The sequence below is a fragment of the Brevundimonas sp. SH203 genome (assembly GCF_002157625.1).
Taxonomy (GTDB): Bacteria; Pseudomonadota; Alphaproteobacteria; order Caulobacterales; family Caulobacteraceae; genus Brevundimonas.
In genome coordinates, this window is record NZ_BDMM01000009.1 from 14,162 (window position 1) to 34,379 (window position 20,218).

21 protein-coding genes and 1 tRNA gene are annotated in these 20,218 nt (G+C 65.1%); 11 read left to right on the forward strand and 11 right to left on the reverse strand.

What is annotated here, in order from left to right:
• Positions 1–72: 72 nt before the first annotated feature.
• Both SH203_RS14915 and SH203_RS14920 read right to left on the reverse strand, forming a co-directional pair.
• On the reverse strand, positions 73–339 hold the full coding sequence (locus SH203_RS14915; RefSeq protein WP_087121755.1) for a hypothetical protein: 267 nt from the start codon (positions 337–339) through the stop codon (positions 73–75).
• Between the two features lie 50 nt (positions 340–389).
• Positions 390–596 carry a helix-turn-helix domain-containing protein gene (locus SH203_RS14920; RefSeq protein WP_087121756.1) on the reverse strand — a complete coding sequence of 69 codons (207 nt, stop codon included), beginning with the start codon at positions 594–596 and terminating at the stop codon, positions 390–392.
• Between the two features lie 220 nt (positions 597–816).
• On the opposite strand from SH203_RS14920, the gene SH203_RS14925 reads away from it, so the two are divergent.
• Positions 817–3,156 (forward strand): ATP-binding protein, encoded by a 2,340-nt coding sequence (locus SH203_RS14925; RefSeq protein ID WP_087121757.1) that lies wholly within the window; start codon positions 817–819, stop codon positions 3,154–3,156.
• An 806-nt stretch (positions 3,157–3,962) separates the two neighbouring features.
• Here the strand turns inward: SH203_RS14925 and SH203_RS14930 are convergent.
• The 4 genes from SH203_RS14930 to SH203_RS14945 form a co-directional block, all read right to left on the reverse strand.
• Positions 3,963–5,375, reverse strand: a complete 1,413-nt coding sequence (locus tag SH203_RS14930; protein WP_159457580.1) for a DNA cytosine methyltransferase — start codon at positions 5,373–5,375, stop codon at positions 3,963–3,965.
• Between the two features lie 130 nt (positions 5,376–5,505).
• Positions 5,506–5,582, reverse strand: a tRNA-Arg gene (locus SH203_RS14935).
• Between the two features lie 77 nt (positions 5,583–5,659).
• Positions 5,660–6,463 (reverse strand): SDR family oxidoreductase, encoded by an 804-nt coding sequence (locus SH203_RS14940; protein WP_087121759.1) that lies wholly within the window; start codon positions 6,461–6,463, stop codon positions 5,660–5,662.
• Positions 6,463–6,774: a 4a-hydroxytetrahydrobiopterin dehydratase gene (locus tag SH203_RS14945; protein WP_087121760.1), complete on the reverse strand. Its 312-nt coding sequence runs from the start codon at positions 6,772–6,774 to the stop codon at positions 6,463–6,465. The genes SH203_RS14940 and SH203_RS14945 overlap by 1 nt, the downstream gene beginning before the upstream one ends.
• 159 nt (positions 6,775–6,933) lie before the next feature.
• Here SH203_RS14945 and SH203_RS14950 point away from each other — a divergent pair, with 159 nt between their 5' ends.
• The 4 genes from SH203_RS14950 to SH203_RS14965 are packed head-to-tail and all read left to right on the forward strand — an operon-like array spanning position 6,934 to position 10,569.
• Positions 6,934–7,659 carry a Crp/Fnr family transcriptional regulator gene (locus tag SH203_RS14950; protein ID WP_234989525.1) on the forward strand — a complete coding sequence of 242 codons (726 nt, stop codon included), beginning with the start codon at positions 6,934–6,936 and terminating at the stop codon, positions 7,657–7,659.
• Between the two features lie 51 nt (positions 7,660–7,710).
• Complete coding sequence (locus tag SH203_RS14955) at positions 7,711–8,499, forward strand: class I SAM-dependent methyltransferase (RefSeq protein WP_087121761.1); 789 nt, start codon at positions 7,711–7,713, stop codon at positions 8,497–8,499.
• Positions 8,487–10,067, forward strand: coding sequence for a 2-polyprenylphenol 6-hydroxylase (gene ubiB, locus SH203_RS14960; protein WP_087121762.1), 1,581 nt, complete (start codon positions 8,487–8,489; stop codon positions 10,065–10,067). Before SH203_RS14955 ends, ubiB begins: the two co-directional genes overlap by 13 nt.
• A 13-nt stretch (positions 10,068–10,080) precedes the next feature.
• A complete protein-coding gene (locus SH203_RS14965; RefSeq protein WP_087121763.1) occupies positions 10,081–10,569 on the forward strand; it encodes a hypothetical protein in 489 nt (162 codons plus the stop codon).
• A 3-nt stretch (positions 10,570–10,572) separates the two neighbouring features.
• Here SH203_RS14965 and SH203_RS14970 read toward each other — a convergent pair whose 3' ends face one another.
• The 5 genes from SH203_RS14970 to SH203_RS14990 form a co-directional block, all read right to left on the reverse strand.
• Positions 10,573–11,184: a hypothetical protein gene (locus tag SH203_RS14970; protein WP_143275754.1), complete on the reverse strand. Its 612-nt coding sequence runs from the start codon at positions 11,182–11,184 to the stop codon at positions 10,573–10,575.
• A 64-nt stretch (positions 11,185–11,248) separates the two neighbouring features.
• Entirely contained in the window at positions 11,249–11,656 is a 408-nt protein-coding gene (arfB, locus tag SH203_RS14975) for an alternative ribosome rescue aminoacyl-tRNA hydrolase ArfB (protein ID WP_087121765.1), read from the reverse strand.
• On the reverse strand, positions 11,653–12,123 hold the full coding sequence (locus tag SH203_RS14980) for a YaiI/YqxD family protein (protein ID WP_087121766.1): 471 nt from the start codon (positions 12,121–12,123) through the stop codon (positions 11,653–11,655). Before SH203_RS14980 ends, arfB begins: the two co-directional genes overlap by 4 nt.
• An 83-nt stretch (positions 12,124–12,206) precedes the next feature.
• Complete coding sequence (locus tag SH203_RS14985) at positions 12,207–13,562, reverse strand: amidohydrolase family protein (protein WP_087121767.1); 1,356 nt, start codon at positions 13,560–13,562, stop codon at positions 12,207–12,209.
• Positions 13,562–15,043 carry an amidohydrolase gene (locus SH203_RS14990; RefSeq protein WP_087121768.1) on the reverse strand — a complete coding sequence of 494 codons (1,482 nt, stop codon included), beginning with the start codon at positions 15,041–15,043 and terminating at the stop codon, positions 13,562–13,564. Before SH203_RS14990 ends, SH203_RS14985 begins: the two co-directional genes overlap by 1 nt.
• Before the next feature lie 147 nt (positions 15,044–15,190).
• Between SH203_RS14990 and trmB the strand changes: the two genes are divergently transcribed.
• From trmB to SH203_RS15020, 6 genes are all read left to right on the forward strand, one after another.
• The gene (gene trmB, locus SH203_RS14995) at positions 15,191–15,907 is read left to right on the forward strand and encodes a tRNA (guanosine(46)-N7)-methyltransferase TrmB (protein ID WP_087121769.1); all 717 of its coding nucleotides are present in this window, start codon (positions 15,191–15,193) and stop codon (positions 15,905–15,907) included.
• A 35-nt stretch (positions 15,908–15,942) separates the two neighbouring features.
• Positions 15,943–16,479 carry a DUF1993 family protein gene (locus SH203_RS15000; protein ID WP_087121770.1) on the forward strand — a complete coding sequence of 179 codons (537 nt, stop codon included), beginning with the start codon at positions 15,943–15,945 and terminating at the stop codon, positions 16,477–16,479.
• Positions 16,480–16,576: 97 nt separating this feature from the next.
• The gene (gene rimP / locus SH203_RS15005; RefSeq protein WP_087121771.1) at positions 16,577–17,176 is read left to right on the forward strand and encodes a ribosome maturation factor RimP; all 600 of its coding nucleotides are present in this window, start codon (positions 16,577–16,579) and stop codon (positions 17,174–17,176) included.
• Positions 17,176–18,921, forward strand: coding sequence for a transcription termination factor NusA (nusA, locus tag SH203_RS15010; RefSeq protein ID WP_087121772.1), 1,746 nt, complete (start codon positions 17,176–17,178; stop codon positions 18,919–18,921). The genes rimP and nusA overlap by 1 nt, the downstream gene beginning before the upstream one ends.
• Before the next feature lie 18 nt (positions 18,922–18,939).
• A complete protein-coding gene (locus SH203_RS15015; RefSeq protein WP_087121773.1) occupies positions 18,940–19,599 on the forward strand; it encodes an RNA-binding protein in 660 nt (219 codons plus the stop codon).
• A 108-nt stretch (positions 19,600–19,707) separates the two neighbouring features.
• The coding region (locus SH203_RS15020) for a translation initiation factor IF-2 associated domain-containing protein (RefSeq protein ID WP_200808977.1) at positions 19,708–20,218 on the forward strand (511 nt) is incomplete at its 3' end.

The window sequence follows — 20,218 nt, forward strand, 5'->3', positions numbered from 1 at the left end:
ATGAAGCGCAGGGGCAGACCAGACAGGGAGTAACCGATCCGCCTCCGCGAAAATCGCACATGGTCAAGCAGTTCACAATTCGAGTGTGCGGTCAGTGGTCGAGCGAATGGCGTCCTGCGGCATCGACTCCATCCCCAGCGGGAGCGTCTGTTCGCCAAGAAGGTCGCACATGGCCTGTTCGAGTGCGGCAAGGCCTTTGACCTTCACGCTGGGCGCATCATCCGGCCGCACGGTGCCGGTGCTGGGATAATAGCTCAGGCTTCGCCATTTCAGTTGATGGGCGGAAACCCGATAGGGGCGATAACCGTGGCGAACGAACCAGTCGATGGCTTCGGACATCTCCGGACTGTCAGAGGCCGTCCGAACTGGCCCGTGCTTGCTGGCGCGCTTCACGACAGGGCTTCCTTGCCGGTCGCTTCGTCCAGCAGCCGATCCAGCCAACGCTCCGCCTCGGCGGTCGGTACGAGACGACGGCGGCCGAGCGTCACCGTCTGAAGACGGCCTGCTTCGATTTCCTCGTAAACCTTGGTGCGCCCAACCCCGGCCCAGGCGCAGAACGCCTGAACCGACATGAGGGCGGGCTGGGTGGTGTGCATCTCGACGCTCCAAACGCGATGGGGCGGCGATATGGAGTCGAAGGTGGATGCGATGCAGCCTGTAACCGTCAGAGGTCGATTGAACATAACCCCAAGTAGCTAAGCCCGGATTGCCCATTTGACCTCTCCCGGCCATTATCAGGCCTTCAGCGGCTGAATCGTTCGCCGATACCAATGCATTTGGTCCCGCTAAGCGATGGCCAAGGGGGCTAGCTAAGCGATGGAGAAACAACCCTTTAGGGTAAGCACCGGCCTCAAAGACCTGATTGGCCGCGATTTGATCGTAGACGATTATGTCGCGGTTTTCGAACTGGTCAAAAATTCGTTTGACGCTCACGCGAGCCACGTCCGCATCGTCTTCGAAGATGACCGTGTGATTATTGCGGATGACGGCAAGGGGATGACCCGCGACGACATTCTTCGGAAATGGCTGTTCGTGGCTTACTCGGCAAAGCGTGAGGGCACAGAGGACGACGATTATCGCGACAAGATTGGAGACCGGACCGGGCCATTTGCAGGTGCAAAAGGCGTTGGTCGGTTTTCCTGCGACAGGCTGGGCTCGACCCTCCGACTTAGCTCAAAATCCTCCGCAGAGCGGGTTCAGATCCTGGACATTGACTGGTTGCTTTACGAAGGCGACCCCAAGCGTGAATTCGGCGATGTGCTCGTCAACCTGTTCGAGACAGAAGAATTTGACCCTGCCCTGGCAAAGCCACGAGGTGAGACGGGCACAGTCCTCGAAATCCGAAAACTTCGATCAGAGTGGGATCGGACCAAGCTACAGGGCCTGAAGCGTGAGCTAACGAAGCTTATCGATCCATTTTCCGAGGGTGTGCCGAAATTTCAGATCGAGATCGTCGCGCCGTCTCAGTTGGCAGCGGATGCTGAGGATGCCGCTTTCAATGCTCAGCGACGGGATGACCAACAGGCGCGATTGGAGGTCAACGGACGCATCGAAAACCCGATCATTGATGTCGTTGCAGAGCGCACTACGTCGATCAAAGTGAGACTTGTAGACGATGGAACATTCCTGGAGACGACGCTCACCGACCGAGGTGATGTGGTCTACAAGATTCGAGAGCCTAGCCCCTACGACGGATTGGCCGCCACAGACCTAAATGCGGACATCTACTTCCTGAACCACAGCGCCAAGATGGTTTTTAAGTACCGTATGGGTCTACCGTCGGTGCAGTTCGGATCGATCTTTCTGTTCCGAAATGGGTTCCGCGTCTTTCCAATCGGTGCCGAAGATGACGACTTCTTTGGGTTAAATCGAAGAAAGCAGCAGGGGCAGCGCCGCTTTCTTGGGGGGCGCGACCTAATCGGTCGCGTACAGATCAAGGGCGTCGCCGGCTTTGACGAGGCTACTAGCCGAAATCAGGGGCTGATCCGAACGCCACAGGTAGATGAACTCATCGAGTGCATCCGGGACAAATGCGTCCGTCGTCTCGAACGGTATGTGGTCGATATCTCGTGGAAGGACAAGCTGGATAAGGAGGCCGACGACACCGCGCGAATGCGCCTGGATGAAAGTAGCGCGAGAGTTTCCCAGCTTGTTGCTCGACTCGCTGCCACTGAGGGTGTCGAACTTCTCTCCTACAGTCCCGATCTCGTTCGAATAGTCGATGAAAAATCGGAAGCCTTCGAAGGGTCATTGAAGGCTTTGGAGCTTCTGGCAGACGAAGTTGGCGATCCCGACCTTTCAGCGCGCGTCAGCGATGCCAAGGCGCGGTTGAAGATTCTTCAAGCCGCAGAAGCTGAGGCGAGGGAGGCCGAGCGGAGAGCCGAGGCTAGAGCAGTAGCGGCCGAAAAGGCCGCCGCTGTTGCTCAGGTTCAATACCAAGAAGAGCGAGCGAGAAGCGCATTTCTCGTCGCAGCTGGTTCACTCGATCAGGACACGATCCTCAACCTTCACCACCAGATCATCATGCAGGCATCTGACGTGCATCACGGCGTAAAGCGGATGATGGGCAAATTGCGTTCTGGTGCCGAGGTGAAGCGGGAAGACTGGATAGATTTCTTGGAGAAGGTGTCCTTCAGAAACAGCCAGATTTTGACTGCGGCTCGGTTTGCCACAAAGGGCGGCTATCAACAGCAGGCTTCTGACGTAAAAGCGGATTTGGCCGTTTATGTACGCGACTATATCGAAACAGTCTCGTCGCTCTGGGCTCCGCAAGGCCTGACCATTCACGTCGAAGGTGACGACAAGCCGTTCTCTAAGAAATTCCGTCCGATAGAAATCGGAATCGTCATCGACAATCTTGTTACCAATGCGGCCAAGGCCAGGGCGTCGAATGTTGCATTTTTCATAAACGTCACACGCGGTGCCAGCCCGGAGCTTATCCTCACGGTCGCTGATGACGGAGATGGGTGGGCAAAGAAATCTGATCTGATCGAGCGTGTTTTCGAGAAAGGCGTGACCACCACCGACGGGTCGGGACTTGGACTCTATCATGTGCGTCAGATCGTCGAGAGCCTCGGGGGAGCAATAGAGGCTCATAAGGATGCCTTCTCCGATGATTTGGATGGCGCCCATCTCACCGTCAGGGTGCCGTCATGAAGCTCGAATTTCGACTTCTGGTAGTAGATGACAACCCTAGCAGCGTTGACGAAGCGGCGAGCGAACTAGCCGACTACCTGAGCGCCAAGGGGTTTTCGTTCACTCGCACAAACGCAGAGGATCTCAGCGATCAGGGCCTTCGAAAATTTGCCAAGCGGTCAGGGCGAGATTTCGATCTCGTGATCGTCGATTATCATCTCGGTGAGGGCGTAAACGGTGCTGTGGCTGCAGGCACAATACGGAATCAACTCCCATTCACTGACATCATTTTCTATTCGTCTAACAATCCGAAAGAACTGCTGGAAGAACTGGCCAAGGAGGAGGTCGCGGGCGTTTTCGTCTCGATCAGAACAGGGCTTGGCGATGCCCTCCGGGGCATCGCGGACACGATCATTTCGAAAGCCATCGACCTAAATCATATGCGGGGGATCGCGATGTCGGAAGTCGCGGAGATGGATGTAATGATGGAGGATTTGCTGACGCGCGTTTTCGCCTCTGGTGACGAACGATTCCAGCCTAAGGCACAACGAACGTTGGACAAGCTGCTTGATAGCAGCCGACACAAAGTAGACGTGGTGGAGCCGATGGCGCGAAACGGTCTGATCCTGGACGCCATCTCGAACGCCGATATTTTTGGATCGGCGCACAAATATATGGCTGTGTGCAGGGTTGCGAAGGCGCTGGACGTAAAACCCAGTGAAGCCCTGGATTATCTGAAATCGTATGAGACGGATGTGATCAGAAACCGCAACACCTTAGCCCACGCCAAGGAGGAGCGGGACGAAGATGGCCAAGTGACACTGCGGTCAATCAAGAAGGGCGAGAATCCGACCGTCATCGACGATGAATGGATGGTCCAGTTCAGGGGTAAGCTCAGGGATCATCGCAGTGCGCTCGGTGTCGTCTGCCAATCCCTGGACGCCTATCTCCAGGGGCGTGCCGCAGGCTAGGCGATAAAGTATCGAGCCAACCTGCTCGGCCAAGATTGGAGGCACCGCGTTTGCCACTTGGGTGAACCTAGGCACCTGGACGCGACGAAGGTGTCCTCCGGTCGTGTACTTCCCGTGGAATTGGAACCAATCAGGGAAAGTCTGAAGTCGCGCGTTTTCCCTGACGGTGAGTGTCCGTGGCTCCGAATAATGAAGCAGATCATCTGGCAAGCTCGTTATCGTCGGCGAGGCTGCGAGGGGATCAAGCACTCTGATCGCCATCTTTTTCAAAGAGTATTTTTTTCGTGTTTCGGCAGAGATCGTCGTATTCAGACGGCCCTCTTCCCCTGCCGCTTTGATGATCGCTGCGAAGCGCGTTTCGATATCTGGCCGGTGACGCGCTAGCCGGGTGTCTGATGGATCCCCCGTGAAGTCGTCGCGCATTGCCCTCTGGAAGTCCGTCCTTGGTCCTTTGTAAGAGATTGCACGAAAACCAGGCGAGTCAGGACACGGTTTCGTTCCACTGAAAGCCACTTCGAGATCGCTGAGCGCGTCCCGAGCGGACGGTGACTTAGTCAACCCTTTCGCGTTTAGAAACTGGTCGCGGCCGTTAGACAAGGCATCAAAAACGCTAGAAACCTCGGATGGAGCAATGTCACCAATCCGGCCGCCTATTAGGAAGAACCTCTGGCGCGCCTGCGGGACACCATACTCGCTGACCCGGATCATTTTCTGCTGTGTATGATACTCTTTGCCCAGGCGCTCTTTGAGAGACTCGGCGAAGTTTGTGATCTCACCGCTTGCGGCGTTGCCAAAGTCGGACTGGAAGCCTCTGACGTTCTCAATCAAAACGATCCGGGGCTTAATTAGGCTCACAAGGTCCAGATAGGCTTCAAAAAGCCGGTTGCGCGGGTCCTCCGCTTTTCGGCGCCCTGCATGGGAAAAGCCTTGGCAAGGCGGACCGCCAGCGAGCAGGTCTATCGTTCCCGAAAGGGCCGACAACTGATCCTTCTTTTGGCTCAGTAACTCTTGAATGTCCCAAGCTTTGCGCTCGATACTTTGAGGCCAGGAGTAAGAAAGTTCCCCGCCGTCGGGGAAGTTCTTGGTGAGTGTGGAGAAGGCGAAGGCATCCTTCTCGATGGCAAAGATGCCATGCCATCCGGCGCGTTTCAGTCCAAGGCTTAGGCCACCACACCCGGCGAAGGCATCTACGAATGTTGGGCGGCGCGCTGATCCTGCCGAATCGAGCTCGGTGTCGTCGAGCAAAACAGATCTATGTTGTTCGCTCACGACCATCCCCCAACCGTAAATCGAAACTCTACCGAAGACCAGGCTCTCTGACCAGTTGGGGCAACTATTGGGGCGGAGTGTGAGGGAGGTTTAATAAAATCAATCAAATCAGATGGTTGATTGAGAAGTATGGCGCACCCGACAGGATTCGAACCTGTGACCTCTGCCTTCGGAGGGCAGCACTCTATCCAGCTGAGCTACGGGTGCGTGCGCGGCGTGACGCCGGAGAGGGCCGCTTACAGCATGGCGCGGGCGGCCTCAATCCTGAATAAGCGTTTGGCGGCTTATTGCGCCGTCATGCCGCCATCGATCTTGAATTCGGAGCCGGTGACGAACTTGGACTCGTCCGACGCCAGATAGAGAACGCAATAGGCGACGTCGTCGGGTTCGCCGATCCGCTTCAGCGGAATGCCGCGCGCCAGCCGTTCGTGGGCCTTGTTCTGGTCGCCGCCGGCCATGGCGATGAAGGGGTCCAGGATCGGGGTCTTGATGAAGACCGGGTGGACCGAGTTGCAGCGCACGTTCCAGTCGGCCTTGGCCGCCTCCAGCGCCAGGGTCTTGGTGTACATCCAGACGGCGGCCTTGGTGGCGTTGTAGGCGCCCATGCCGGGGGCGGCGGCCAGGCCCGCGATGGACGAGATGTTGATGATGGACGCCGGGGCCGAGGCGCGCAGGTGCGGCATGGCGTGTTTGGCGCCTAGCATGATCGAGCGCAGATTGATCTCGTACTGACGCTGCCAGTTGTCGACGGTGTCCTGTTCGACGAAGGCCAAGGGGCCGCCGACGCCGGCGTTGTTGACCAGGACCGACAGTCCGCCCAGGTCCGCGACGGCGGCGGCGATCACACCTTCCCAGTCGGCCTCGCTGGCCACGTCATGGGCGTAGGCGAAGGCGGCGCCGGCGATCTCCTGATTGATCCGCGCGGCCAGGGCCTCGGCGCGCGGGCCGTCGATGTCGGTCACGGCGACGCGGGCGCCTTCGCGCGCTATCATCAGGGCCATGGCCTCGCCCAGGCCGCCGGCGGCGCCGGTGATCAGGACGGTCTTACCGGCGACGCGGCCGGGGCGGGAGGGGGCGGGCGTGGTCATCAGTCGTGGTCCTTGCCGGGCGTCAGGTCGCGGGTGATGGAGTCGATGAACTGGGCCAGCTGGACGTCCTTGTCCGTCACCCCGTCGGCGTCGTGGGTCGTCAGCAGGATTTCGACGCGGTTATAGACGTTGGACCATTCGGGATGGTGGCCCATGACCTCCGCCTGCCTCGCCACGCGCGTCATGAAGGCGAAGGCGGCGTTGAAGTCGGGGAACAGCACGGTCTTGACGATGGCGTCGCGTCCGTCCCCGCCCGGCGTCCAGCCCTGAAGCCTGGCGCAAGCCGCCTCGGCGCCGATATTGCCGTTCATTCCGCCTCTCCCAGCACGATCTCTGTCGGTTCCTGTCTGGCGTAGGGCGCCCGCAGGCGTGCGGCAAGCGCCGGGAACATCTGGCCAAGCTTGGGCGTTGAGTTTCCAGATCAAGCGTGGCCGTTCGCTGTCGCCTTTTCCGGCGCGGCGGATGCGGTCATGGACAGTTGGCAGGAGACGACGATGGACAATCTGTGGATCGCCGCCCTGGACGCGGCCGACCGCAAGCGGATCGAACCCCATCTGAAGCGGGACGAGATCGCGCGCGGCCAGATGCTGTACGACGCAGGCGAGGCCGTGGACCGGGTGTGGTTCCCGATCAAGGGCGTGGTGTCGCTGATGACCGTCCTGCCCGACGACAAGATGGTCGAGACCGCCGCCATCGGGCGCGAGGGCCTGATCGGCGTGACATGCGGCCCCTTGAACGCCCGCGCCGCCAGCCGCGCCATCTCCCAGCGCGACGGCCTGGCCGCCTATTGCTCGGCCGAGGTGTTCGGCGAGGCGCTGGACAAGAGCGAGAGCCTGCGTCTGGCCCTGTCGCGCTTCACCGAAGGGCTTATGGCCCAGGTGCAGCAGGCCGCCGCCTGCAACGCCCAGCACCGGCTGGACGAGCGGCTGGCGCGCTGGCTGCTGACGCTGCATGACCGGGCCGAGGACGACCGTTTCGACCTGACCCAGGCCGACATCGCCGGAATGCTGGGCGTGCGCCGCGCCACCGTGTCCGAAGTCGGTTCGGTGCTGGAGGGCAAGTCGCTGATCCAGCGCGGGCGCGGCTGGGTCAAGGTTCTGGACCGCGACGGTCTGGAGGCGGCCTCGTGCGGGTGTTACGGCCTGATGCGCGACGTGATGAAGGATCTGGAGCTTCCTCAGCCGCAAGCCGCCTGATCGCCGTTCTGATCGGGTGACGGCGGCGCGGCGACGCGCTAGACGATGCGGATGACCGACGCCTCCTCCCACGGCCCGCATTCGTCGGGCGATCGTTCCTCCTTCGGCTTTCGCGATGTGGACGCGCGCGAGAAGGTGAAGATGGTGCGCGGGGTCTTCGATTCCGTCGCCTCCAACTACGACGTGATGAACGACCTGATGAGCGTGGGCGTCCACCGCATCTGGAAGGACATTGCCGCCGCCAAGCTGAACCCTCGTCCTGGCGAGACCATTCTGGACGTGGCGGGCGGCACCGGCGACATGGCCCGGCGCTATTCGAAGATGGCCCGCGCGGCGCAGGAGCGGCGCGGCGGCGACGACGCCAATGTCATCGTTCTGGACTACAACGCCGAAATGATCCTGGCGGGCGTCCACAAGGGCGGCGAGCCGGAGATGAGCTGGTCGGTCGGCGACGCCATGAACCTGCCGCTGCCGGACGCCTCGGTCGACGCCTATTCGATCAGTTTCGGCATCAGGAACGTGGCCCATATCGACAAGGCCCTGGCCGAGGCGCGGCGCGTGCTGAAGCCCGGCGGCCGGTTTTTGTGCCTGGAGTTCTCGCGTCCCACGACCACGCCGATCCGCAAGGTCTATGACGCCTGGTCCTTCCACGCCATTCCGCGCATCGGCGGCTGGGTCGCAAAGGATCGCGACAGCTATCAGTATCTGGTCGAGAGCATCCGCCGCTTCCCCGACCAGCAGACGTTCAAGGGTATGATCGAGGACGCCGGGTTCCGCCGCGTGTCCGTGACCAATCTGTCGGGCGGGATCGCCGCCATCCACCACGGGTGGGCGATCTGACCAGCCGGATCTATCGCACGGCCCCACCGCCGCCCGCGACCGTGGCGGTGCAGCACCCGGTCGCCGCCTTCCTGCGGCTGGTGGGGTGGCTGTGGGTGCTGGCGCGCCATGACGCCCTGATCCCGCGCGAGGTCACGCCGCTCCTGCCCGCCTGGACCCGGCCCTTCGCGCGGTTCGTGCAGTTGTTTTCCGGTCGCGCGGGCCGTCAGGGTCGCCCTGGTCAGCGCTTGGGCAAGGCGTTCGAGCATCTGGGGCCGGTGGCGATCAAACTGGGTCAGGTGCTGGCGACGCGCGCCGACATCTTCGGGCTGGAGTTCGCCCGCGATCTGGGCCGGCTGAAGGACGCCCTGCCGCCCTTCCCGCTGGACGAGGCCCGGCGCGAGATCGAACGGTCGTTGGGTCGCCCGGTCGAAAGCCTGTTCACCGACCTGGGACCGGCGGTCGCCGCCGCCTCCCTGGCCCAGGCGCACCGCGCGACGCTCGCCGACGGGCGGGCCGTGGCGGTCAAGGTGCTGCGGCCGGGCGTGGAGCGCCGCGTGGCCAACGGTCTGGAGTCTATGCGTCTGGGCGCGGCCTTGGTGTGGAAGCTGGTTCCGATGTCACGCCGACTGGAGCCGCAGGCCTTCGTCGAGACCATCGCCAATTCGCTGGATCTTGAGCTGGACATGCGGCTGGAAGCCGCCGCCGCCAGCGAGATGGCCGAGGTCATGGCCAAGGACGGCTATATGTCCGCCCCCGCCGTGATCTGGGACGGGGTGGGCAAGCGGGTGCTGACGCTGGAGTGGGCGCAAGGCGTGCCCATGACCGATCCGGCCCTGCTGGAGCTGCCCGGCATCGACAAGGATCAGCTGGCCGACAATGTCGTGCGCGCCTTCCTGGTCCAGGCGCTGGACCACGGCGCCTTTCACGCCGATCTGCACGAGGGTAATCTGTTCGCCAGCGCCCCGGCCCATCTGACGGCCATCGACTTCGGCATCGTCGGGCGGCTGGGTCCGGCCGAGCGGCGCTATCTGGCCGAAATCCTGTGGGGCTTCATCAGCCGCGACTACGACCGGATTTCGCGCGTTCATTTCGAAGCCGGCTACGTGCCGCCGCACCATTCGGTGGAGACCTTCGCCCAGGCCCTGCGCGCCGTCGGCGAGCCGGTGATCGGCCGTGCCGCCAGCCAGGTGTCGATGGGCCGGCTGCTGGGCCAGTTGTTCGAGATCACCGCCCTGTTCGACATGCGGCTGCGGCCCGAACTGATCCTGCTGCAGAAGACCATGGTGTCGGTAGAGGGGGTGGCGCGTCGACTGCAGCCCGATCACGACCTGTGGAAGGCGGCCCAGCCGGTGGTCGAACGCTGGATCAGGCGCGAACTGGGGCCCCAGGCCCAGGCCCGCGACGCCCTGAACGAGATGATCGCGGCGGCCCGCGCCATCTCGCGCCTGGTTCAGGAGCCGCCGCGTCCGACCACGGTGGTCATGGAAAAGTCGGGAACTCCGGCTTGGCTGACGGCTTCCGTCACCGTCGCGGTCATCGCGGCCCTGACGGCCCTGGGCCTTTCGCTCTGGCCCTATCTGACCTGACCGGAGGCCTTTCATGGCGACGATCCTGACCAAGACCCTGCTGGGCGCCGCCCTGATCCTGACGCCCGCGCCGGCCCTGGCCCAGGCGGCCGCCGCCTCGGTGCCCAACGCCTTCGACCGTCCCGCCCAGACACAGACCCAGACGCAGGCGACGCCCGCACGGCCCGCGCCGGCCGCGCCTGCCGCCGCGACCCCGGCCGCCGCGCCCGACATCGCAAGGGCGGAAGAGGCCCTGCGCGGCGTGATCGCCGATGTGCAGGGTTCAGGCTTCGACTATGCCGACTTCACGCCCAATCTGGCGACGCAGATCCGTCAGCAGGCCGCCCAGGTCACGACGTTGATCAAGGGCTTCGGCGCGGTGAAGACCGTCGAATACAAGCGCCAGGAAGGCGAGGCCCAGCTGTTCAAGGTCACGTTCGACAATCAGGCGACCGAATGGATGATCGGCTTCGACGCCGACGACAAGATCGCCGCGCTCCTGTTCCGCCCCGCCGAAAGCTGAGCCTCAGGCCTCCGTCGCGGGCGGCGCGTCGTCGTCCGGGATGGGGCCGGTCTGGTGATACAGACGCGCCGCCGCATAGCAGGGCGCCACGGTGCAGGTCTTCATGATCAGGCGGGCGGTATAGGTTCCATTCGCCGCCGGCCGAATGTTTATGACCGGCGCGGAGTCCGGCAGGGTGTCGCGTTCGACGATCTTTCCGGCCGGATCGAGCAGCTCCATGTCCATGTCGGAACATTCGGAATCGCATTCGGCGATGAAGCGATAGGTCTCGCCGCGCTTCAGACCCACGGTCCAGGCGTGAACCTGGGTGGGTTGCAGGGCGACGACGATGTCCTGTCCCCCCGGCACGGGCGAAAAGCCCTTGGCCAGCTCCTTGGCGGCTTCGTTCAGATAGTTGCGGGCCACGCCCTCAATCTCGCGCCGGTCCTTTTCGGAGAGAGAGACCTGGGGCGTCGCGGCGATGATGGCCTTGTCCTGCTCCGACGGAGCGGGAACCGCCGCTGCGGCCGGCGCCGGATCGGGACCGCCCTTCTTGCGGATCTCGTACTGGTCGCAGGCGCCCAGCGCCGTCGTCGCCAGCATCATCCCCGCCGTCATCGCTCGAAATCGCCGCATCCGCGCCTCGCTCAACCGTTGCTGTATCGTGTGAACGAGGACGGACACGGGATGTTCCGGCGCCTCAGTCGTCGTGACGTGGTTTGCCCCGGCCGGACTTGATCGAGGATCGCGTGGTCTTGGCCTTCAGCCGCCGCTCCTTGGAGGCCTTGGTGGGGCGGGTGGGCACGCGAAAGACTGGCCGGATCGAGGCGGCGTCCACCATGTCCTGAAGCCGGGCGATGGCGTCGGCGCGATTGCGTTCCTGGGTGCGGAACCGCACGGCGTTGATCAATATGACCCCCTCCTGCGTCAGCCGACTGCCCGCCAGCTTCATCAGCCGCGCCTTGACCGGCTCGGTCAGGGAGGGAGAGTTCCTGACGTCGAACCGCATCTGGACGGCGGTGGCCACCTTGTTGACGTTCTGTCCGCCCGGCCCGCCCGCGCGGTAGAAGTGGAACGCCAGTTCGTCCTCGGGAATGACGGTGGTCATGGCCGGCTCGGGGGCGCCGCCTTGCGCGCCTTGACCACGGCCTGATCCAGCGCCTGCAGGAAGCGCGAACGGTCGGCGGCCGAGAACGGCGGCGGGCCGGACGTCGCCACCCCCATCGAGCGCAGATGCTCGCCCACCATCCGCCCCGCCAGGGCCGAACCGATGGAGTCCGCCGTAAACGGCTGGCCGTTGGACTTCAGCGCCTGGGCGCCCGACTTCAGGCAGCGGTCGGCCAGAGGAATGTCGGCGGTGATCACCACGTCGCCCACGGCCGCGCGCTCGGCGATCCAGTCGTCGGCGATGTCCGGCCCGGCGTCCACCACCACCTGTTCGATCAGCGCCTCGCGCGGGACCTGCATCCAGGTGTTGGAGACGACATAGGTCTTCAGCCCATAGCGCCGGGCGACGCGATACACCTCTTCCTTCACGGGGCAGGCGTCGGCGTCGATGTAGAGCGCAGTGGGCATGGGCCTGACCTAGCGCGGACGCGGCCAATGAAAAAGGGCGGGACCGTGCGGCCCCGCCCTTTCCGTTCAGACCGAAGCGGTGGTCAGTTGCGATAGGCCGGCGGCATCGGCGTCTGCTGGCGGTAACGGTCGCGCAGCAGCAGCGGGCGGCTGGTCAGCGGCTGTTCGACGCCGTTGACGAAGAGGACCGAGGGCTGGCTCAGCGGCTCCAGCGGATCGCCGGACCAGACCACCACGTCGCCCGCCGCGCCCGGCGCGATCTGGCCGAACTGTCCCGCCATGCCGAAGATTTTGGCGGGATTGACCGTCAGGGCGGCGATGGCGGCCTGATAGGGCAGGCCGTGCGACACCGCATTGCCGGCGTTGTAGCGGGCGTCGCGGGCGCGGTGGGTCGACCCCTCGTTGCCCTTGATGGCGATCAGCACGCCGGCCGCGTTCAGGGCCGCCGCATTCTCCATCCGCGCCGCCCGCATCTCGAAGTCCGAGGGCAGGTTGTCGATGGGGTTCAGCAGCACGGGCACGCCGGCCGCGGCGATGTCGCCCGCCACCAGCCAGCCCTCTTCGGCGCCGTCCAGGATCAGCTTGATCCCCTCTTCGCGCGCCAGACGCAGCACCTGCTGGATGTCCGACGCCCGGTGGACGGTGACGATCAGCGGCAGGCTTCCGTTCGCGACCGGGATCAGGGCCTCCAGATCCGCGCGCGACAGGCTGAGATTGCGCAGGGCCGCGCGGTCGTAGGCGGCCTTGTTGCGGGCATAGAGGCGGACCTCGTCCATCGTCTCCTTGAACAGGACGAACTGGGCGCCGCGCGCGCCGCCGGCGACCGCCGCGCCCGCCTCGCCGAAGGGGGCGACCATGGCCACGCGCGGCTTGACCAGAATGTCGGCCTCGCCGCCCGCCAGATTGGGGCCCAGGTTGATGATGGCGGCCTGACCGGCGAACAGGCCGGGCGTCTGATAGCCGCCGTCCCCGGCGCCGGCCGTCTCGTCCTCATGGACATGACCGCCCGACGAGCCGGGATGCTGGGGCACGACAACGGCGCGGGTGATGCCGCCCAGCCGCGCGACCGGCAGGGTGAAGGACCAGGGGTCCAGCCCGTAGGAGATGTCGAAGGCGGCGCTGAGCGTATTGGCGCTGTTCCTCAGTTCGTTGGTGCCGCGCACCGATCCGACTTCGGTGCCGGCCAGGCCCGAATCCACGGCGACGAAGCCGGGGGCCACGGTCTTGCCCGCCGCATCGATGACGCGCGCACCGGCGGGGGCGCCGCCTGAGCCGACCGAGACGATCTTGCCGTCACGGATGACGACCGTGCCGCTCTCGATCACCGAGGTTCCGGTCAGGATGCGGCCGCCGACGATGGCGACGGTTTCCTGGGCATGCGCAGGGACGGAGAGAGACAGGGCCGCGACGGCGCCGGCGAGAATGTGTGATAGGCGCATCAGCGGGCTCCTTCCCTGACGTTGGCGGCGGTCAGACCATAGCCGGGCTGGCCCAGTTCGAAGTCGCTGGTCGGCTGATAGGCCGGGTCGGCGCGGTCGAAGGCCAGGGCGCCGTCGATGAAGACCTGATCGGCGCGGGCGTAGATCGAGAAGGGATCGGCGCTCCAGATCACCACGTCGGCGCGCAGGCCCGGCGTCAGCGACCCGGTCTGGTCGGCGATGCCGATGGCCTTGGCGGCATTGGAGGTGAACCAGCCGATGGCGTGTTCTTCCGAAATGTTCAGCCCGGCGCGGCGACCGGCCGACAGGGCGGCGGCGGCCTCCTGATTCAGGCGTTGGGTCAGAAGGGCGTCGTCGGAGTGGATGACGGCGCACGATCCCGCCTGCGCGTCGACCAGGGCGGCGTTCTCCTCGATGGCGTCCAGAGCTTCCATCTTGAAGCCCCACCAGCCGGTCCACATGGCCGCGCAGATGCCCTGCTGGGCCAGTTGCGGCGCCAATTTGTAGGCCTCGGTCGCATGGTGGAAGGTGGCGATGTGGTAGCCGAACTCCTTGGCCATATCCATCATCAGCGCCATCTCGTCGGCGCGGTAGCAGTGGTTCTGGATCAGGATCGAGCCGTCCAGAACGCCCGCCAGGGTCTCGTTCTGCAGATTGCGGGTCGGGGCCGTTCCCTCGCCGGTTTCATGCCACTTGTCCCACTTGGCCTTGTATTCGCGCGCGGCGATGAAGGCGGCGCGATAGCCGGCCATATTGCCCATGCCGGTCGCCGGGCTCTGGTTGCGGCTGCCATAGACGCGCGACGGGTTCTCGCCGCAGGCCATCTTGACCGTATAGGGGGCGGCCGGGAACTTCATGCCCTGCATGGTGATCGAGGGCACATTGCGGAGGGTGACGCCGCGCCCGCCGAACAGATTGGCCGAGCCGGGCAGGATGTGCAGGGTCGTGACGCCGCCGGTGCGGGCGGTGTTGAAGCCGGGGTCCTGGGGCCAGATCGAATGTTCGGCCCAGACCTGGGCGGTGTTCGGGCTGGTCGCCTCGTTGCCGTCGCTCATGCCCTGCACGCCGGGCGACGGATAGACGCCCAGGTGGCTGTGAACGTCGATGACGCCGGGGGTGACGTAGCGGCCGCGCGCGTCCACGACCTTGTAGCCCGCAGGGACGGGGGTGGCGGCGTCGCCGACGGCGGCGATCCTGCCGTCCGTGACCACGACCACGCCGTTGTCGATCTTGCGATCCGTACCGGTCAGGACGGTGGCGCCGACCACGGCGAAGTTCTCGCGCGGCAGCGGCCGATAGGTCGAGGGATAGGGGTCCAGCGTCGTCGCCGGGTCCAGACCCGCATCCAGGGTGCGATCCCGCGTCGGCTTGGCGGCCGCAGTCTGGTCCGACGGCTGGCCCGTGGTGGCGCAGGCCGACAGGCCCAGCACCGCGCACGTCATGACCGCGAGGCTGGCGCCCCGCAGAGAATGTCCGATCATCGTTTCCCCTTTTCCCGATGACGCGACAGCCCGACGCGTCTTGCGACTGTCATAGAAGGGTGTTCGGCCCGGAGCGTCAAAAGGTTTTCGGCCTTCGCCGGACGCCTTGCCTAGACGCTCGGCGCCGCGACGGCTAACGGCAGGCGCATGAGCTCCGATGACCGTCCAGAGGACGACAACCCCCACCTCGACCGCCCGCTGCGGTCGTTCGGCCGCATCAAGGCCCGCCCGATCAAGCCGCGCCAGGCGGCCCTGATGGACACCCTCTTGCCGGCCATCGCCGTGCCCGATCCCAGGGCGGGGCCGCTGGACCCCAGGGCGATGATGTCCGAGGCGAAAGAAGTCTGGCTGGAAATCGGTTTCGGCGGCGGCGAACATATGGCGGCCCAGGCGGCCCGTCGGCCCGACGCCCTGGTCATCGGCTGCGAACCCTTCCTGAACGGCGTGGCCTCGGCCCTGCGCCACGTCGAGGAAGGCGATCTGAAGAATGTCCGCATCCACGCCGACGACGCGCGCGACGTGGTGGACGCCCTGCCGGACGCCTCGGTCGACCGGGTGCTGATCCTGTTTCCCGACCCGTGGCACAAGGCGCGTCACAACAAGCGGCGCCTGCTGCAGGACGAGACGGCCCAGGCCTTCGCCCGCATCCTGAAACCCGGCGGAACCCTGCGCTTCGTCACCGATTGGCTGGACTACGCCGAATGGGCGCTGGAGCGGCTGGACCGCACGCCGGGGCTGGAGCGGATCGGTGCAGCGGATCAGGACTGGTTCGTCCCGCCCGCCGACCACGTCGTCACCCGCTACGAGGAAAAGAAGCTGGGCGACACCACGCCGGTCTTCCTTGAATTCCGGCGCGTCGATTAGCAGCTAAGGCGCCGTTCCAACCGGACCTGGTCTCCATGGCTTTTTCGATCTACGACGCCTCCGCGCCCATCTTCGTGCGCACGCTGAACAACCTGTCGGCCCTGCTCGACAAGGCGATTGCGCAGGGGTTTGATGAGGCGGCGTTGATGGAGGCGCGGCTGGCGCCGGACATGAACCCGTTTCCCGCCCAGGTTCGCACGGCGGCCTTTTCCGCGCGGGCCTGCGTCGCGCGTCTGACTGGCCAGGACTGGCCCCGGACGGATGACTCCGAAGCGTCGTTCGCGGAGTTGAAGGCCACCATCGCCCTGTCCATCGCCTATATTGAAAGCGTGCCGCGCCAAGCCTTCGATGACGCGGAGGGGCGCGAAGTGGTGCTGAAATTCCCCGGCGGTCAGCAGGAGTTCAACGGCGCGGACTATCTGACCGGCTTTGCCCTGCCGAACTTCTTTTTCCACGTCACCACGACCTACGCCCTGCTGCGCGCGGCAGGCGTCGAGATCGGCAAGCGCGACTATCTGGGCCCCGCTGACGTCTCGTTTGACCGCAGGGGGCTGACAACCCCTTTCGGTTAGCCTATATGGCGCTCCACATCGTTAGACCGGCGTCCAACGGCGTCGTTCCAAGCGGCGGCCCGGACGGACCGCCGCTTTTGTTTTGGATATTCGTCGCTTGCGCGCAAAGACCGCCCAGGACCGCCAGCTGCTGGAGCTGATCGACCCCATCGCCGAAAGCCTCGGCCTGGAGGTCGTGCGCGTGCGCCTGATGTCCGGCGCCAAGCGCCAGCGCCTGCAGATCATGGCCGAGCGCCCGTCCGACCACGATATTTCGGTCGAACAATGCGCCAAGCTGAGCCGCGCGGTGTCCGAGGTGTTCGACGCCGCCGACCCCATCTCCGGCGAATATCTGCTGGAGGTTTCATCGCCTGGCATCGACCGGCCCCTGACCCGCCCCATCGACTTCGACCTGTTCGAAGGCGAGGAGGCGCGTCTGGAGACCGACCGCATGATCGAGGGCCGCAAGCGGTTCAAGGGCGTGCTGGCCGGCTATGAGGACGGCAATGTCCTGATCGACCTGGACGGCGAGGACGACACCGCCCTGATCCCCTTCGACTGGCTGGCCGACGCCAAGCTGGTGCTGACCGACGCCCTGATGAAACGGGGCGCCGCCATTCGCGCCGCACGCGGCGAACCTGAAGACGACGGCCTGCCCGAGGGCGCGCCGGACGAAGCAACAACCGACACCACGACCCCTTCTGAGGACAACGCCTGATGGCCGTCACCGGTATTTCCGCCAACCGCCTCGAACTGCTGCAGATCGCCGATGCGGTCGCCCGCGAGAAGAACATCGACCGCGAGATCGTGATCGAGGCCATCGAGGAGGCGATCCAGAAGGGCGCCAAGTCGCGTTACGGCGCCCACCACGACATTCGCGCCAAGATCGACCACAAGACCGGCGAACTGGCCCTGACCCGTCACGTCACCATCGTCGCCGACGACTGGATGCCGGAAGACGAGCTGGAAGAGTTCAACGACAGCGCCATGGTGCGCCTGAAGGACGCCTCCAAGCGCGATCCCGAGGCCGAGGTCGGCAAGGAATACGTCGAGAACCTGCCGCCGTTCGAGTTCGGCCGCGTCCAGACCCAGATGGCCCGTCAGGTCGTGACCGGAAAGGTCCGCGAGGCCGAACGCGCCAACCAGTACGAAGAGTTCAAGGATCGCGTCGGCGAGATCGTCAACGGCACGGTCAAGCGCGTCGAATACGGCAACACCATCGTCGACCTGGGCCGGGGCGAAGGCGTCATGCGCCGCGACCAGTCCATCCCGCGCGAAGTGTTCAACATCGGCGACCGCATCCGCACCTACATCTACGACGTCCGGCCCGAGGCCAAGGGCCCGCAGGTCATGCTGTCGCGCGCCCACCCGGGCTTCATGGCCAAGCTGTTCGCCCAGGAAGTGCCGGAAGTTTACGACGGCGTGATCGAAATCCGCGCCGCTGCGCGTGACAGCGGCTCGCGCGCTAAGATGGCCGTCCTGTCGAACGACAGCTCCATCGACCCCGTCGGCGCCTGCGTCGGCATGCGCGGCTCGCGCGTTCAGGCGGTCGTCGCCGAGCTGCAGGGCGAGAAGATCGACATCATCCAGTGGAACCCGGACGAGCCGACCTTCATCGTCAACGCCCTGGCGCCCGCCGAAGTCTCCAAGGTCGTGCTGGACGAGGAAGCCGGCCGCGTCGAAGTGGTCGTGCCGGACGAGCAACTGTCGCTGGCCATCGGCCGTCGCGGCCAGAACGTGCGCCTGGCCAGCCAGCTGACCGGCTGGCAGATCGACATCATCACCGAGGCGCAGGACAGCGAACGCCGTCAGCGCGAGTTCACCGAACGCACCGCCCTGTTCCAGGAAGCCCTGGACGTTGACGAAGTCATCGCCCAGCTGCTGGTGACGGAAGGCTTCGCCACGGTGGAAGACCTGGCCTATGTCGACGCCTATGAAGTCTCCGAGATCGAGGGCTTCGACGAGGAGACCGCCGAGGAGCTGCAGACCCGCGCCCGTGAATTCCTGGACAAGAAGGCCGCTGAGCTGGACGCCAAGCGCGTCGCCCTGGGCGTCGAGGACGCGGTTCTGGACGTGCCGGGCGTGACCCTGGCCATGGCCGTCGCCCTGGGCGAAGGCGGCGTCAAGACGGTCGAGGATCTGGCCGACCTGGCCACCGACGAGATCCGCGGCGGTTACGAGGTCAGGAACGGCGAACGGGTGAAGGTCCCCGGCGTTCTGGAAAGCTTCAACCTGGCCCAGGAAGACGCCGAGCTGCTGATCCTGCAGGCCCGCGTCGCCGCCGGCTGGATCGACGCCTCGGAACTGCCCCAGCCCGAGCCGGAAGAATATGAGGAAGACGGCGAATACGCCGAGGGCGAATACGACCCCGACCAGGTCTTCGGCGACGCGCCGGAAGCCGAAGCCGACACGGCCGCCGAGGACGATGCGTCGTCCGACGCCGACCAGTCGCGCGACGCATGATGAAGGACCTGACCGTACATGAGCTTGCGCGACGCGACGATCGATAGGGAACGCCGGGACCTCGTTTCTCACGAGGTCATGGATGAATCTCGTCTGATCCGTTTCGTCGCCGGGCCTGACGGCCAGGTGGTTCCCGACCTGGGCAGGAAACTGCCCGGGCGCGGCCTGTGGGTCGAAGCCAGCCGCGCCTCGGTGGAGGCGGCGGTCAAAAAGAACGGCTTCACCCGCGCGGCCAAGACCCGCCTGAACGCCCCTGCCGACCTGGCCGATACGGTCGAGCGGCTGCTGGCGCGGCGTTGCTTGGACCAGCTGGGTCTTGCCCGGCGCGAAGGCGTGCTTATATCCGGCTTCGAAAAATCCGCCGCCAGCCTGCGCTCTGGCAAGGTCGCCTGGGTGGTCGAGGCCGCCGACGGGGCTGCCGATGGGCGCGGAAAACTGCTGGCCCTGGCCCGTCATCAGACCGCCAAGGTGTGCGGCGCCTTCACGGCGGACGATTTGAGTTTGGCCCTTGGGCTGGAAAATGCGATACACGCCGTCCTGCTTGCGGGCGGACGGGCCGATCGCTGGACCATCGAGGTCGAACGACTGGCTGGATTTCGGCCGCTTCGCCCTTCTCACTGGGAGGTTTCCGGTGGCGAGGACGGATCGGCGGGAGCGCTCCCCCCAGGGGCGAGCTGAGGATTTTGGCGGCCGAGGGCCTGTCTCCCAGGACGGAGACGGGCTCACGGTCGTTCATGGGTATTGGATGACGACGGCGGGATTTTCCGCCCCGAGTAAAGCGACCGGATGAGCGACGAAAACGACAAGACCAACCAGGGCCAAGGCGCGGGACAAGGCAATGCGGGGGGCACGCCCTCCCAGTCGGGGCCGCGCGCCCCGCTGAGCCTGAAGCCGCGCGCCGCGGGCTCGGTTTCGACGGGAACGGTGAAACAGAGCTTCAGTCACGGCCGCTCCAAGACGGTGGTGGTCGAGACCAAGCGTCGCGCCGGCGCCGGCGGTCCGCAACGTCCGCAGGGCTTCGATGTCGCGCGCCCGCAGGCCTCGGCCCAGGCGCCGCGTCCGCAGGGGCCGCGTCCGTCGCAACCCGCCGGCGGCGCCTTGTCGGCCGAGGAGCAGGAAGCGCGTCGTCGCGCCATCGCCCTGGCCACCCAGGCCAACGCCGCCAAGGCAGCCGCCGACGCCGCCGCCAAGGCCGCCGCCGACGCCGCCGCGCGTGAACAGGCCGCCGCCACCGAACGCGCTGCACAGGCCGCGCGCGACGAGGCCGCCGCCGCCAAGGCCGCCGCCGAGGCCGCCC

What these genes read in the sequence shown, in the direction of transcription:
- SH203_RS15015 (WP_087121773.1), top strand. Translation starts at nt 18,940, where the DNA reads ATGAGCTTGCGCGACGCGACGATCGATAGGGAACGCCGGGACCTCGTT.
- SH203_RS14920 (WP_087121756.1), bottom strand. Translation starts at nt 596, where the DNA reads ATGCACACCACCCAGCCCGCCCTCATGTCGGTTCAGGCGTTCTGCGCC.
- SH203_RS14990 (WP_087121768.1), bottom strand. Translation starts at nt 15,043, where the DNA reads ATGATCGGACATTCTCTGCGGGGCGCCAGCCTCGCGGTCATGACGTGC.
- SH203_RS14940 (WP_087121759.1), bottom strand. Translation starts at nt 6,463, where the DNA reads ATGACCACGCCCGCCCCCTCCCGCCCCGGCCGCGTCGCCGGTAAGACC.
- nusA (WP_087121772.1), top strand. Translation starts at nt 17,176, where the DNA reads ATGGCCGTCACCGGTATTTCCGCCAACCGCCTCGAACTGCTGCAGATC.
- SH203_RS14915 (WP_087121755.1), bottom strand. Translation starts at nt 339, where the DNA reads ATGTCCGAAGCCATCGACTGGTTCGTTCGCCACGGTTATCGCCCCTAT.
- SH203_RS15000 (WP_087121770.1), top strand. Translation starts at nt 15,943, where the DNA reads ATGGCTTTTTCGATCTACGACGCCTCCGCGCCCATCTTCGTGCGCACG.
- SH203_RS14945 (WP_087121760.1), bottom strand. Translation starts at nt 6,774, where the DNA reads ATGAACGGCAATATCGGCGCCGAGGCGGCTTGCGCCAGGCTTCAGGGC.
- SH203_RS14925 (WP_087121757.1), top strand. Translation starts at nt 817, where the DNA reads ATGGAGAAACAACCCTTTAGGGTAAGCACCGGCCTCAAAGACCTGATT.
- SH203_RS14985 (WP_087121767.1), bottom strand. Translation starts at nt 13,562, where the DNA reads ATGCGCCTATCACACATTCTCGCCGGCGCCGTCGCGGCCCTGTCTCTC.
- SH203_RS14955 (WP_087121761.1), top strand. Translation starts at nt 7,711, where the DNA reads ATGACCGACGCCTCCTCCCACGGCCCGCATTCGTCGGGCGATCGTTCC.
- arfB (WP_087121765.1), bottom strand. Translation starts at nt 11,656, where the DNA reads ATGACCACCGTCATTCCCGAGGACGAACTGGCGTTCCACTTCTACCGC.
- SH203_RS14965 (WP_087121763.1), top strand. Translation starts at nt 10,081, where the DNA reads ATGGCGACGATCCTGACCAAGACCCTGCTGGGCGCCGCCCTGATCCTG.
- SH203_RS14970 (WP_143275754.1), bottom strand. Translation starts at nt 11,184, where the DNA reads ATGCGGCGATTTCGAGCGATGACGGCGGGGATGATGCTGGCGACGACG.
- trmB (WP_087121769.1), top strand. Translation starts at nt 15,191, where the DNA reads ATGAGCTCCGATGACCGTCCAGAGGACGACAACCCCCACCTCGACCGC.
- SH203_RS14980 (WP_087121766.1), bottom strand. Translation starts at nt 12,123, where the DNA reads ATGCCCACTGCGCTCTACATCGACGCCGACGCCTGCCCCGTGAAGGAA.
- SH203_RS14950 (WP_234989525.1), top strand. Translation starts at nt 6,934, where the DNA reads ATGGACAGTTGGCAGGAGACGACGATGGACAATCTGTGGATCGCCGCC.